The sequence below is a fragment of the Rhodococcus sp. Z13_19A genome (genome assembly GCF_058133575.1).
On record NZ_JBYUNN010000002.1, the window covers coordinates 225000 to 238637 of the forward strand.

At 73.2% G+C, this 13638-nt stretch carries 10 protein-coding genes and 1 tRNA gene; 7 read left to right on the plus strand and 4 right to left on the minus strand.

The window, feature by feature from the left end:
- The first annotated feature begins 81 nt into the window (after positions 1–81).
- Both AC3YNX_RS07745 and AC3YNX_RS07750 read left to right on the plus strand, forming a co-directional pair.
- Positions 82–3939, plus strand: a complete 3858-nt coding sequence (locus AC3YNX_RS07745; RefSeq protein WP_489995105.1) for a Pls/PosA family non-ribosomal peptide synthetase — start codon at positions 82–84, stop codon at positions 3937–3939.
- Positions 3936–5264: a M1 family metallopeptidase gene (locus AC3YNX_RS07750; RefSeq protein ID WP_489995106.1), complete on the plus strand. Its 1329-nt coding sequence runs from the start codon at positions 3936–3938 to the stop codon at positions 5262–5264. The genes AC3YNX_RS07745 and AC3YNX_RS07750 overlap by 4 nt, the downstream gene beginning before the upstream one ends.
- On the opposite strand, the gene AC3YNX_RS07755 is transcribed toward AC3YNX_RS07750, so the two are convergent.
- The gene (locus tag AC3YNX_RS07755; RefSeq protein WP_489995107.1) at positions 5224–6351 is read right to left on the minus strand and encodes a TIGR03857 family LLM class F420-dependent oxidoreductase; all 1128 of its coding nucleotides are present in this window, start codon (positions 6349–6351) and stop codon (positions 5224–5226) included. The genes AC3YNX_RS07750 and AC3YNX_RS07755 overlap by 41 nt on opposite strands.
- Before the next feature lie 104 nt (positions 6352–6455).
- Here AC3YNX_RS07755 and AC3YNX_RS07760 point away from each other — a divergent pair, with 104 nt between their 5' ends.
- The 4 genes from AC3YNX_RS07760 to AC3YNX_RS07775 all read left to right on the plus strand — a co-directional run bounded on the left by AC3YNX_RS07760 (position 6456) and on the right by AC3YNX_RS07775 (position 9878).
- Entirely contained in the window at positions 6456–7544 is a 1089-nt protein-coding gene (locus tag AC3YNX_RS07760) for a phosphotransferase family protein (RefSeq protein WP_489995108.1), read from the plus strand.
- Positions 7545–7599: 55 nt separating this feature from the next.
- Positions 7600–8403, plus strand: a complete 804-nt coding sequence (locus AC3YNX_RS07765) for an alpha/beta fold hydrolase (RefSeq protein WP_127782070.1) — start codon at positions 7600–7602, stop codon at positions 8401–8403.
- Positions 8404–8469: 66 nt separating this feature from the next.
- Positions 8470–9585, plus strand: coding sequence for a WD40/YVTN/BNR-like repeat-containing protein (locus AC3YNX_RS07770; RefSeq protein WP_489995109.1), 1116 nt, complete (start codon positions 8470–8472; stop codon positions 9583–9585).
- The gene (locus AC3YNX_RS07775) at positions 9582–9878 is read left to right on the plus strand and encodes a MoaD/ThiS family protein (protein WP_489995110.1); all 297 of its coding nucleotides are present in this window, start codon (positions 9582–9584) and stop codon (positions 9876–9878) included. Before AC3YNX_RS07770 ends, AC3YNX_RS07775 begins: the two co-directional genes overlap by 4 nt.
- A 22-nt stretch (positions 9879–9900) precedes the next feature.
- Here the strand turns inward: AC3YNX_RS07775 and AC3YNX_RS07780 are convergent, their stop codons facing one another.
- Positions 9901–11883 (minus strand): esterase-like activity of phytase family protein, encoded by a 1983-nt coding sequence (locus AC3YNX_RS07780; protein ID WP_489995111.1) that lies wholly within the window; start codon positions 11881–11883, stop codon positions 9901–9903.
- A gap of 277 nt (positions 11884–12160) precedes the next feature.
- Here AC3YNX_RS07780 and AC3YNX_RS07785 point away from each other — a divergent pair, with 277 nt between their 5' ends.
- Positions 12161–12670, plus strand: a complete 510-nt coding sequence (locus AC3YNX_RS07785) for a hypothetical protein (RefSeq protein WP_489983629.1) — start codon at positions 12161–12163, stop codon at positions 12668–12670.
- A 509-nt stretch (positions 12671–13179) separates the two neighbouring features.
- Here AC3YNX_RS07785 and AC3YNX_RS07790 read toward each other — a convergent pair.
- Positions 13180–13515: a DUF6966 domain-containing protein gene (locus AC3YNX_RS07790; protein WP_127782076.1), complete on the minus strand. Its 336-nt coding sequence runs from the start codon at positions 13513–13515 to the stop codon at positions 13180–13182.
- 32 nt (positions 13516–13547) lie between these two features.
- Positions 13548–13620: transfer RNA gene (locus AC3YNX_RS07795), tRNA-Arg, on the minus strand.
- Between the last annotated feature and the right edge of the window lie 18 nt (positions 13621–13638).

Consider the following 13638-nt stretch of genomic DNA (forward strand, 5'->3'; position numbering starts at 1 on the left):
CACCGTGGGCGAAGGCCCGAGCTGGCCCGCGCCTGCCGCAGCAGGACTCCGCGCTGAGACCCCGATAGGACTGACCTTGCCGTGATCCACGCTGATCCACCGCTGCCTGGGCAGACGCTGCCTGGTCAGAAGCTGCCTGGCTCGGCTGCCCCGGAGCCCCGCACCCTGCTCGACATCCTCGCTGCCACTGCTGCGTCCTGGCCGGATGCCGACGCCCTGGACGACGGTCATCGCCGGCTGGGCTACGCGGACCTGTGGCTGGAGGTTCGAGCGCTGGCCGCCGTGCTGGCCGGTGCCGGGATCGGCCCCGGGGACCGGGTGGGGGTGCGCATCCCGTCCGGGTCCTGCGAGCTCTACGTCGCCATCCTGGGTGTGCTCGCCGCGGGCGCGGCCTACGTGCCCGTGGACGCCGACGACCCCGAGGAGCGGGCCACGCTGGTGTTCGGCGAGGCCGAGGTGCGCCTGGTCCTCGACGGCAAGCCGCTGGAGGTGGTGCCAGCCACGCCGCGCGCACCGACGGTGGACGACGACGCCTGGATCATCTTCACCTCGGGCTCCACCGGGGTGCCCAAGGGCGTGGCGGTCAGCCACCGCAGTGCCGCGGCCTTCGTGGACGCCGAGGCGCGCCTCTTTCTGCCGGACCACCCCGTCGGTCCCGGGGATCGGGTGCTGGCAGGGTTGTCGGTGGGCTTCGACGCCTCGTGCGAGGAGATGTGGCTGGCGTGGCGACACGGCGCCTGCCTGGTGCCCGCGCCCCGCTCGCTGGTCCGCAGCGGCAGCGACCTCGGCCCGTGGCTGGTGGCGCACGACATCACGGTGGTCTCCACCGTCCCCACCCTGGCCGCGCTGTGGCCCGCCGAGGCGCTGGAGGCGGTGCGGCTGCTCATCTTCGGCGGCGAGCCCTGCCCGCCGGAGCTGGTCGCCCGCCTCACCGTGCCCGGGCGCGAGGTGTGGAACACCTACGGCCCCACCGAGGCGACCGTGGTGGCCTGCGCCGCCCGGCTCACCGGCGAGGGACCGGTGCGCATCGGGCAGGCGCTGGATGGGTGGGAGCTCGCCGTCGTGGACGCGACGGGCGCCCGGCTGGGCGAGGGCGAGATAGGTGAGCTGATCATCGGCGGCGTCGGGCTGGCCCGCTACCTCGACCCGGCCAAGGACGCCGAGAAGTTCGCGCCGCTGCCCGCGCTGGGCTGGGACCGGGCCTACCGCAGCGGTGACCTGGTGCGCAACGACGCCGCGGGGCTGGTGTTCGTCGGCCGCGCCGACGACCAGGTCAAGATGGGCGGGCGCCGCATCGAGCTGGGCGAGGTGGACGCCGCGCTGCAGGCCCTGCCGGACGTGGCTGCCGCCGCCGCGGCGGTGCGCACCACCCCGGCCGGGCACCCGGTGCTGGTGGGCTACCTGGCCCCGAGCCGCCCGGACTTCGACGTCGCCGCCGCCCGCGCGCAGCTGGGTGCCGTGCTGCCCGCCGCGCTGGTGCCGATGCTGGCGGTGGTGCCCGCCCTGCCCACCCGCAGCTCGGGCAAGGTCGACCGGGCCGCCCTGCCCTGGCCGCTTCCCGTGGCGTCCGCCCACGCCGAGCAGCAGGAGCTCACGGGCACCCTGGCCTGGGTGGCCGAGCAGTGGACTGCTGTCCTCGGCGCCCCGGTGCACAGTCCGGACGCCGACTTCTTCGCTGCCGGTGGGGGCAGCCTGGCCGCCGCGCAGCTGGTGTCCGCGCTGCGGCAGCGTTATCCGGCGGTGACCGTGGCCGACGTCTACGACTACCCGCGCATCAGCGCGCTGGCCGCGGCGCTGGAGGAGCTGGCGGCGCCACCGGTGACCGTCGGGCGCACCGTGGTGCCCACCCCGCGGCGCACGCAGGTGCTGCAGCTGCTGCTGGCCGTCCCGCTGCAGACGGTGGTCGGACTGCGCTGGCTGACCTGCCTGGCCGCCCTGAACAACGTGCTCGGACCGCGTCCGTGGGCGCCGGCGGTGTCCTGGTGGTGGGTGGTGCTGGGCGTGGTGGTGCTCGTCAGCCCGCCGGGCCGGATGGCGATCGCCGTGGCCGGTGCCCGGATCCTGCTGCGCGGCGTGCGCCCGGGCGAGCACCCCCGCGGGGGCAGCGTGCACCTGCGGTTGTGGCTGGCCGAGCGGCTGGCCGATGCCAGCGGGGCCGTCGGGCTTGCCGGGTCCTCGTGGGTCACGGTCTATGCCCGGGCGCTGGGGGCGCGGGTGGGCAAGAACGTGCACCTGCACTCGCTGCCCCCGGTCACCGGCATGCTCACCCTGGAGCGGGGCTGCTCGGTGGAGCCCGAGGTGGACCTGGCCGGGCACTGGGTGGACGGGGACGTGCTGCACCTGGGGCGGATCCACGTCGGGCCGGGGGCCACCGTCGGCACCCGCAGCACCCTGCTGCCCGGCGCCCGCATCGGCGCCGACGCCGAGATCGCCGCGGGCTCGGCCGTCACCGGCACCGTGCCCGCCGAGCAGCGCTGGGCCGGTTCGCCGGCCACCCGGATGGGTCGGGCCAAGCACCCCTGGCCCGAGCGCGCACCGGCCCGCAGCAGGGTCTGGGTGCTGGCCTACGGCGTGGGCTCGCTGCTGCTGGCCGCGCTGCCCGTGCTGGCCGGGCTGCCGGGCATCGCCCTGCTGGCCTGGGCGATCGGGAACGCACCGTCGCTGGGCGCGGCGACCGGGCGGGGCCTGCTCGCCCTCCCGGGAGCGACCCTGCTGTGGTTGCTCGGCTACGCGTTGCTCACCGGTGTGCTCGTCCGGGCGCTGGGTGTGGGCATGCGGGCGGGCACCGTGGCGGTGCACAGCCGGCGCGGCTGGCAGGTGTGGGCGAGCATCCGGCTGATGGACGCCGCCCGCGGCTGGCTGTTCCCGCTCTACTCCAGCCTGCTCACCCCGGTGTGGCTGCGCGCGCTCGGCGCTCGTGTCGGCCGCGGCGTGGAGGCCTCCACCGTGCTGCTGCTGCCCCGGATGACCGTGGTGCGCGACGGCGCCTTCCTGGCGGACGACACCCTGGTCGCCGGCTACCGCCTGGGTGGTGGCTGGCTGCACATCGCCGAGGCCAAGGTCGGCAAGCGGGCCTTCCTGGGAAACTCCGGAGTGACCGCCGGTGGTCGATCGGTGCCCAAGAACGGTCTGGTGGCGGTGCTGTCCGCGGCGCCGGCCAAGGCCAAGGCCGGCTCGTCGTGGCTGGGCAACCCGCCGGTGCGGCTGCGTCGCGCGGCCACCGGTGGGGACGAGGGCCGCACGTTCGCGCCGTCGCGACGGGTGCGGGTGGCGCGCGCGCTGGTGGAGCTGCTCCGGGTGGTGCCCGTGATCGCGACCGCCGCGCTGGGTCTTGGCGTGCTGGCGACCCTGCAGCTGCTGCTTGCCCGATTCGGCGGCGCGGTGGCCGCGGCGTGCGCGGGCCTGGTGCTGATCGCGGCCGGCGCGGTCGCGGTGCTGGCGACCAGTGCGGCGAAGTGGCTGCTGGTCGGGCGGTTCCGGCCGGTGGAGCACCCGCTGTGGAGCTCGTTCGTGTGGCGCAACGAGGTGGCCGACACCTTCGTGGAGGTGCTCGCTGCCCCGTGGTTCGCCCGCGCCGCCACGGGCACCCCGGTGCTGGGTGCGTGGCTGCGCACCATGGGCGCCCGGATCGGTCGCGGGGTCTGGTGCGAGTCGTACTGGCTGCCCGAGGCCGACCTGGTGACCCTGGGGGACGGGGCGACGGTGAACCGCGGCTGCGTGGTGCAGACGCACCTGTTCCACGACCGGGTGATGAGCATGGACACGGTGACGCTGCACGCGGGCGCCACGCTCGGCCCGCACAGCGTGGTCCTGCCCGCGGCGGTCATCGGTGCCAACACCACCGTGGGCCCGGCCTCGCTGGTGATGCGCGGGGACGAGGTTCCGGCCGGCACCCGCTGGGTCGGCAACCCCATCGCTGTTGCTACAACTTGCCGGTGAAGTCCCGTGACGCTGTCCAGCTGGAGGGCTCGGCCTCCGTCGGCGACCCGTACGTGCCCGAGCGCGGCAACGGCGGCTACAGCGTCACCCGCTACGAGCTGGACCTCGACTACCGGGTGGCGAGCAACCGGCTGAGCGGGCGGGCCCGGCTGTCCGCGGTCACCACCCAGTCCCTCAAGCGCTTCAGCCTCGACCTCGCCGGGCTCACCGTGAGCAAGGTGTCGGTGAACGGCACGAAGGCGACGAAGTTCGCCCAGCGGGACGACAAGCTGCACGTCAGCGTGGCCACCCCGCTCCCCGTCGGGGCCACCCTCACCGTCGACGTGCACTACACCGGCGCCCCGACCCCGGTCACCGGCCCGTGGGGCGAGGTCGGCTGGGAGGAGCTGACCGACGGGGTGATCGTGGCCAGCCAGCCCGACGGCGCGCGGTCCTGGTTCCCGTGCGACGACCACCCGAGCGCCAAGGCGAGCTTCCGCACCACCATCACCACCGACTCGCCCTACACGGTGTTCGCCAACGGCACGCTGACCAGCCAGCGAACCCGGTCCAGCCGCACCACCTGGGTGTTCGAGCAGCCCGAGCCGATGGCCTGCTACCTGGCGACGGTGCAGGTCGGGCAGTACGAGTCGACCACCCTGACCGAGAGCGGCGTGGCGCAGCGGGTGCTGGCGCCCAGTGCGCTGCGCTCCGCCGTGGCGCACGACTTCGCCCGGCAGCCGCAGATGATGGCGCTGTTCGAGCGGCTGTTCGGCCCGTACCCCTTCGCCGCCTACACCGTGGTGGTCACCGGTGACCCGCTGGAGATTCCGATCGAGGCGCAAGGCGCGTCCATCTTCGGCGCCAACCACGTCGACGGCGGCCGGGGCTGGGAGCGGCTGGTGGCCCACGAGCTGGCCCACCAGTGGTTCGGCAACAGCCTCACCGTCCGTGGCTGGCAGCACATCTGGCTCAACGAGGGTTTCGCCTGCTACGCGGAGTGGCTGTGGTCGGAGGAGTGCGGTGGACCTACCGCCGCGCGGCTGGCCGAGCAGGCCCGCACCCAGCTGGCCAGGCTGCCGCAGGACCTGCTCCTCGCCGACCCGCAGCCCGAGCGGATGTTCGACGACCGGCTCTACAAGCGGGGTGCGCTCCTGCTGCACGCCCTGCGCGGCACGCTCGGCGACGAGGCGTTCTTCGCGCTGCTGCGGGAGTGGACCACGCGCTACCGGTACCTCACGGTGACCACCCACGACTTCATCGACCTTGCCGGCGCGCACGCCGGGCAGCCGCTGCGGGAGCTGTTCACCGCGTGGCTGGACCAGCCGAAGTTGCCCAGCTCGTAGCGGCAGCCTGGGATCGCCCGGGGTTGGCGTCGAGGCCGTCGAACCGCCCGGCCGGGCGCAGCCCGCGGTACTCGGCGACCACCGGCTCCAGCTCGGCCGGGGTGGCGCCGTGCAGGATCACCCCGTCCACGCCCAGGTCCAGCTGCGCCAGCACCCGCTCGGCGCAGCGGCGCGGGCTGCCGGTGGCCGCCGGCTCCAGCCACTCCGCCGGCAGCAGCCCGGCCACGTGGCCCAGCGTCTCGACGTCGGCGACGGTGTCGATCGCGCCGGGCACCCCCTGCACCACCGGGTCGGCGCGGAAGCGCTCCAGCACCGCCGGGTCCCAGCCGTTGGTGCGCACCAGCAGGTCGCCGTAGCCCTGCAGGTAGGTGGCCAGGCGACCCACCGTCTTCTTCAGCCGCAGCTCGGTGGGCAGGTGGTCGCCGACGGTGGCGTAGCAGGACCAGATGCGCACGGCGGCGGGGTCGCGCCCGGCCTGCTCGGCGGCGGTGCGCACGGTCTGCACGGCCCGGCGCACGGTGTCGTCGGTGAAGTAGGTGTGCAGCACCACCATGTCCATGGTTCGCCCGGCCAGGGCCAGCGAGCGGGGCCCGAAGGCCACCATCCCCACCGGGATGTCGGCGTCGAAGCTGGAGTCCAGGTGCAGCACGGGGAACTTCCCGGCCGGGCCGTCGTGGCCGATGATCGTCTCGCCCCGCCACAGCCGGCGCACCAGGCCGACGAAGTCCTCGATCTGGGCGCTGGTGATCCGCGGAATGCCGAACGCGTCGAAGAGCGGCTCGATGCCCCGGCCCAGCCCCAGGGTGAAGCGGCCGTCGGTGAGCCCGTGCATGGTGGTGGCGTAGGAGGCGGTCACCGCGGGGTGGCGGGTGTTGTGGTTGGTGGCGGCGGTGGCCACCCCCAGCGTGCGCGAGAGCGCCCCCACCGCGCCGGAGAGCGTGACGGCCTCCTTGATGGTGAACCGCTCGGAGATGAACGCCGAGCCCAGGCCCATCTCCTCGGCCGCGGCCACCTCCGGGCGCACCTCGGCGGGGGAGCGGGGCGCTCCGGCCAGGGTGTAGAAGCCGAGCTCGGTGAGCTGGTCCACCGTGTCTCCTCCGCTTGGCCCTCACCGCCGGAGGGAGTTCGTTGTTACGTTAGTCACACCACGGCCCAGATGCACTGGGCGGCAACGCAGCAGGGGGACGTGCGATGCAGACCGACGCCGGGGTGGCCACCGGATCACCTGGCCCCATCGACTCACCGGCCGAGCTCACCGCCGACTGGCTCACCGCGGCCCTGCGCTCGGCCGGGCACGACCTGGCGGTGGCCGAGGTGCGAGCCGCACCCATCGGGGTCGGCCAGATCGGCACCAACCTGCGGCTGCACGTGCGCTGGGCGCACGGTCAGGGGCCGCAGACGCTGGTCGTGAAGCTGGCCGCGGGGGACCCGGGCAGCCGTGACATCGTCCGGCAGGGCTACCTCAAGGAGGTCGGCTTCTACACCGAGCTGGGCGGGCAGGTGCTGGCCCGCGTGCCGCGCTGCTGGTTCGGCGACACCTCCGCCGACGGCTCGGTGTTCACCCTGGTGCTCGACGACGTGGCCGACGCCCGCCCGGGGGACCAGCTGGCCGGCTGCGACGCCACCCAGGCCGGGGCGGCGCTGGTGAACCTGGCCGGGCTGCACGCCTCCACCTGGTGCGACCCCACCCTGGCCGAGCGGGCGTGGCTGCAGGCCGGGGGCCTCAACACGCCGGACTTCCTGGGTCCGCTGATGGTCGACTCGGTGCCGCTGTTCACCGAGCGGATGGGCAGCCGGCTCAGCCCCGACGACGTCGCGGTGCTCACCCGTGCCGCCGACGCCGTCGCCGCCTGGGTGGTCACCGGCACCGAGCCGTTCGCGCTGATGCACTGCGACTACCGGCTGGACAACCTCATGTTCGGCGCCGACGGGACGGTGACCGCGCTGGACTGGCAGACCGCGGCCACCGGCCCACCCGGGCGCGACGTCGGCTACTTCCTGGAGACCAGCCTCTATCCGCAGGTGCGCCGCGACGCCGAGGAGGACCTGCTGGCGGCCTACCTGCAGGCGCTGCGCGCCGGGGGAGTCACCGGCTACACCGACGACGACGCCTGGCGCGACTACCGGCTGGGGCTGCTGCAGGGACCGCTGGTGACCGTGCTGGGCGCGGTGTACGCCCAGGCCGAGCGCAGCGAGCGGGCCGACGCCATGTTCGCGGCCATGGCGCAGCGCTCCTGCGCCGCCATCCGCGACCACGACCCGTTCGCGCTGCTGCCCTGACTTCGCACTGCCCGGACCTCGCCGCGGTCCGGACCGGCTCTGGTGAGATGGGCGGGTGAGCACTCTTGCCAGCCGCACCGTCGGCGAGTCCGGGCCCCGCGTGGTCTTCCTGCACGGGTTGTTCGGCCAGGGGCGCAACTGGCACACCATCGCGCTGCGCCTGGCCGAGCGCGGCTACCGGGTCACCACGGTGGACCTGCCCAACCACGGGCGCTCGCCCTGGACGGAGACCCAGGACTACGGGGTGATGGCCGAGGAGGTGGCCGAGCTGCTGGCCGAGCTGGGCGAGCCGGTCACCCTGGTGGGGCACTCGATGGGCGGCAAGGCGGCCATGACGCTGGCGCTGCGCCGGCCCGAGCTGCTCACCGCGCTGGTGGTGGTGGACATCTCCCCGGTGAGCTACCCGGCCGAGCGCAGCGGCTCGGACTTCGACCGGTTCCTCACCGCCATGCGGGCGATGGACCTGGCCGCGCTGACCTCGCGCAGCGACGCGGACAAGGCGCTGTCGGAGGCGGTGCCCGACCCCACGGTGCGGGGTTTCCTGCTGCAGAGCCTGGTGCGCGACCGCGAGGTGGGCTGGCGCTGGCGGCTCAACCTGGACGTCCTGCACGCCCACCTGGCTGACCTCGGCCGCTTCCCGGAGCCGCCCGAGGGGGCGGTGTTCGACAAGCCGGTGCTGTGGATCGCCGGGGCGGAGTCGGGCTACGTGCGCGAGGACAACCGCGCGGCGATGACGGCGCTGTTCCCGCGCACCCGGCTGGTGCGGGTGAAGGGCGCCGGCCACTGGGTGCACTCCGAGCAGCCCGACACCTTCCTCTCCGCGCTGGCCCAGTTCCTGGACGACGCCGCCACCGGCTGAGCGATGAGTTCCCCGCACCCGTGGCGTCCACCGAGGAGGACGTTCACGGCGGAGAGGGGAAGTCGAATGAGTGGAGCACGCGTACTGGTCGGCACGCGCAAGGGCGCCTTCGTGCTGACCTCCGACGAGCGGCGCCGCGACTGGGACGTGCAGGGCCCGTTCTTCCCGGGCTGGGAGGTCTACCACGTGGCGGGCTCGCCGGCCGACCCCAACCGGCTCTACGCCGCCCCCTCGGGCGGGTGGTTCGGCCAGCTCATCCACCGCTCCGACGACGGCGGTGCCACCTGGGACGCCGTGGACAGCGACTTCTCCTACGCCACTCCACCGGGCAACCACCTCTGGTACGACGGCACCCAGCGGCCGTGGGAGTTCACCCGGGTGTGGCACCTGGAGCCCTCGTCCACCGATCCGGACACCGTCTACGCCGGGGTGCAGGACGCCGCGCTGTTCCGCACCACCGACGGCGGCCACAGCTGGTCAGAGCTGACCGCCCTGCGCGAGCACAGCTCCGGGCCGCAGTGGCAGCCCGGCGCCGGCGGGATGTGCCTGCACACCATCCTGCTCGACCCCGACCGGCCGGAGCGGATGTTCGTGGCCATCTCCGCCGCCGGGGTGTTCCGCACCGACGACTTCGGGCAGAGCTGGCAGCCGGTGAACAAGGGGCTGCTGTCCGACGGCATCCCGTCGCCGGCGGCCGAGGTGGGCCACTGCGTGCACAGCCTGTCCATGCACCCGTCGCGGCCGGAGGTGCTGTACATGCAGAAGCACTGGGACGTGATGCGCAGCGACGACGGCGCCGGGACGTGGAACGAGATCAGCGGCAACCTGCCCACCGACTTCGGGTTCCCCATCCAGGTGCACGCCCACGAGCCGGACACCGTCTACGTCGTGCCCATCACCAGCGACTACCACCACTTCGTCCCGGACGGGCGGCTGCGGGTGTACCGCAGCCGCACCGGCGGCGAGGAGTGGGAGCCGCTCACCGTCGGGCTGCCCCAGCGCGACTGCTACGTCAACGTGCTGCGCGACGCCATGGCGGTGGACGCGCTGGAGCAGTGCGGGGTGTACTTCGGCACCACCGGCGGGCAGGTGTACTGCTCGCCCGACTCCGGCGACACGTGGTCGCCCATCGTGCGGGACCTGCCCGCCGTGCTCTCCGTGGAGGTGCAGACGCTGTCATGATCCGAGTAGTGCTTCCCGCCCACCTGCGGGTGCTGGCCAAGGCCGACCGCGAGGTGCAGCTGGACCTGGGTGGCCAGGCCACCCAGCGCACCGTGCTGGACCTGCTGGAGCAGCAGTACCCGGTGCTGCGCGGCACCATCCGGGACCGCGAGAGCGGCAAGCGCCGCCCGTTCGTGCGGTTCTTCGCCTGCCAGGAGGACCTGTCCCACGAGCTGCCGGACACGCCCCTGCCCCAGGCCGTGCTCGCCGGTGACGAGCCGTACCTGGTGGTGGGGGCGATGGCCGGCGGCTAGCAGGGGCAGTGCGGCTGGGGGATCAGAGGCCCAGCAGCACCCGCAGCACGGTGCTGAGCACCTGGTAGGGCGACCACGGCACCAGCGGGGTGACCGTGAGCTCGCCGGTGCGGGTGGCGCCGTCGGCGGCGGTCACCCGCAGGGTGTGGGTGCCTGCCGGGGTGGCGGCGTCGAGCACCGTGGCGCCCACGGCGAAGCCGAAGGCGTTGGTGCGCACCGTCTGCGTCCGGCTGCTGCCCTCGACCTGCAGGGTGAGGGTGGTGTCCGGGGCCCAGCCGGTGAGCAGCACGCCGAGCACCCCGCCGGCCTCGGCGGTGCCGGGCAGCACCTGCAGGTGACCGGGGCGCGACACCGCGGGCAGCGTGACCGTGGTGCTGGCCGCGACGCCGTGGGGCAGCGCGGCCTGCACCACCTGGGCGCCGCCGAAGTCCGCCGGCACGGCGACCGCGGCGGAGGCGGTGCCGCGGGCGTCGGTGGTCAGCGTGCCGAGCGCGGCCGACTCCGTGCGCAGCCGCAGCGCGTAGGTGGTGGCCGGCTCGAGCCCGGTGGCGCTCACGGTGAGCGTGGAGCCGGTGACCGCCGAGGTGAGGGTGGGGGCGGTGTAGCCGGGGGCGAACGCAGCGGCGACCTTGGTCATGTCCACCTGCAGGAAGGCCCCGTCGTCCTGCTTGCCGTCCGGAGTGGTCTTGACGTGCAGGGAGTACGGGGCGGAGGTGGAGCCCTCGGCCACGGCGTCGATGCCGTAGTCGCTGTCGTTGCTCAGCGTCACCAGGCCGGTGCCGTTCTGCACGGCCACCCCCTCGATCTTGTCGTGGGCGAAGTACCCGCCGGTCGGGTCCACGTCGTGCACCAGGGCGGTGACGTCGAGGAACTCCCGGGAGGTCACCGGGGTGATGCCGGCGGCGGTCAGTGCGGTGGCCGCGGCGGCCTCCGTGGCCTTGCCCACGGTGGCCTCGATGGACCTGCCCTGCACCAGCAGGCCGCCGGCCGCTGGGTCGTAGGTGGCACCGGCGACGGTGCTGGCCGGGCCCACGTCGGTGGCCCCGGCGAGGTCGATCTTGTACAGCTTCTTGAAGGTGTCCGGCCCGGTGCTGCCGTCGCGCTCGTCGACGAGGAACGTGGTGTTTCCCAGCGGGGTGATCTCGCTGACGTTGGTCTCCGCGCTGTCCAGGTGGCGCAGGTAGAGGTACTCGTGGGTGGCCTTGGTGGCCAGGTCGATGGTGACGATGCGCAGCGGCACCACGTTCTTGGGCTTGACGCTCAGGTCAGGGGTGATCAGCGCGCTCTGCATCACCCCGACCAGGGTGGTGCCGTCGGGAGTGACGGTGAGGCCCTCCATCCCCTTGTTGGGGTCGCGCATCGCCAGCTCGCGAGGCAGCGAGCCGTCGAACGGGCTCAGCCGGTCGAGCTGGCGTCCGGTGGCGTCGAAGTGGGTGATGTAGGGCCCGTACTCGTCGGAGACGTAGAAGGTGCCGTCGGGCATGGCCACCAGGCCCTCGGAGTCGTAGCCCAGCGGGGAGTCGGCCAGCCGGTTGCCGTCGAGGTCGACGATGGTCTCCTTGGTGGAGGCCTCGGGGTTGACCTGGCCGTTGTACGGGCTGCCGTCCGGGCCCTGCAGGCCGATCACCTGCAGCAGCGTGGCGGTGCCGTCGACGAGGCGGAACAACCCGATCTGGGGCTGGTAGCTCGGCAGCGGCTCGATCTTCTGGCCGGCCACGGGGCTGTCCACGTTGGGGCCCCGGTCGGTGAGGCCGTAGAACTCGTCGCTGGTGCCCGGCTTGGGGTAGAGCGAGGAGCCGTAGGCGCCTGCGCTGAGGGAGGCGCCGCCCACCACGGCCAGCGGCGGCAGGTCGGTGCGGAAGAGCGTGGTGGCACCCGCGGTGGGGCTGCTGGGCTGCGCGAGTGCCCCGGCAGGTGCGGCCAGAGCCGCGCTGGTGGCACCGACCACGGCGAGGGCGCAACCGGCGTACAGGCGAGCTCGGGGACGAGAGGCGGGACGACGCACGGGGGATCCAATCAGGACGGGTGCTCGCTGGTGCCTGCCCGGTTGGTCAGGCGGCTGCGATGATCCGGCGCCGTGGTGAACCGGCAGGGGTGTTGCGGTGCCGCCAGGGTGAACGGGGGCTGACGATTCTCGGCCGGGGGGAGGTGCTGCCGCCGAAGAAGCAGGTGAGACACGTTGCGCAACAGTCCTGACACGGACCGTGAGCAGTTGTAGTGTCTCGAATGCCCGTGCAGCCCAGCCGATTTAGGTGGCGCACGGCGGGAGCGGGGGGCTCAACGTGTCAGCGCACATCACGGTTGTCCGGAACACGGCACGGCTGGGGGCGACCAAGCGGTTCGAGATCATCGTCGACGACGTCGTCGTGGCCAGGCTCAAGCGGGGCCAGGCCCGCACGATGCCGCTGGAGCCGGGCAGCCACTCGGTGCAGGCCAGCTACGGCGACGTGCGCAAGAGCCCGCGCGTGGTGGTGAACCTGGCCGACGGGGAGGAGCGCACCCTGCACGTGGCGCACGTCAGCGAGCGCGCGCACCAGCTCAAGCCGCCCTACCGCGACACCGACTGGCTGGTGCTCACCGGCAACTCCGAGAGCGAGGCCATCACCGGCGGCCTGCCCACGACCGAGGACCGCCTGCTGCTGGCGCTGGGCGTGCTGAGCGGGCTGGCGCTGCTGGCCTCGGTGGTGGCGCCGGCCCACTCGGTGCTGCGGCCGCTGGCATTCGCCGTGCTGATCGTGGTGGTGGCGGCCGCGTTGCCCCTGGTGGTGCGGCAGCTGCGCCGATCCTCGTGAAGGGCACGCGCGGAGCTAGCCGGTGTGGACCCGACCCGTCATCTGACTGACCCGCTCGGACGTCGGCGCCGAGGCAGGAAGACCAGCACGAGAGCTGCCACCACGGCGATTGCTCCGCACCACCCGAGGCTGAGATCAGTGAACAAGCCCAGTGGGATGAACACGAGCGGACCGAAGAACGCGCCGTCGACTCGGGGGTGCCGGCGCATCCAGCGGTCATATCGGTTGGGTGCGAGAACGCCGGATGCGAACATCACCGCGTAGGTGAGTGCAGCGAACACGCCGAACCACGGCCCTCGCGCGCCCACTGCCAGGGAGAACGTGCCCGGGATGACGACGGCTGCAAGCACGCCGTAAGCGATCCGGCGGCGCAAGGACCACTGTGGTGCGGGGGTCAGGCCCGCCCACCGTTGCCACCGAGGTAGCTGCTCGGTTCCTCGGGAGTGGCCGCCAGTGGTCATGCCCGCAGCCTGTCACGGGCTTTGTGGTGGGAGCGGACGAGGGACCGGCTATCGCTCCCGACGGAGGGCGCCGAGCAGCGCGCGGGCATCGCCATGCATCTCCGCGCTGAGCCGGACGAGCTCGTTGTTGACGGCATCGACGTCGTCCGCCGCCACGGAGTGACCATTCATGGGGTGGATGACCAGATCGTGGAAGCCGCCCATGCCGCCATATCCGTTGAGGAGCCGCTCCAGCCCGTGGGCGTCGTGTGCCGTCAGCTCGCGCTGGACGACGGCGATCCACCGCGCCCACCAGGACTCACCGCAACGGTTGAGCAGCTCGTGGGCTCGCGCGACGTTACCGAGCAGTCGCTGGGAACGATCTTCTGCCTCAAGCGAATCCACGAGACCGATTGTGTCAGCCGCCCCGCGCTGGGTGCCCCTAGCAGGATTCGAACCTGCGACACACGGTTTAGGAAACCGATGCTCTATCCCCTGAGCTATAGAGGCGGGGGTAGCAAGAGAACC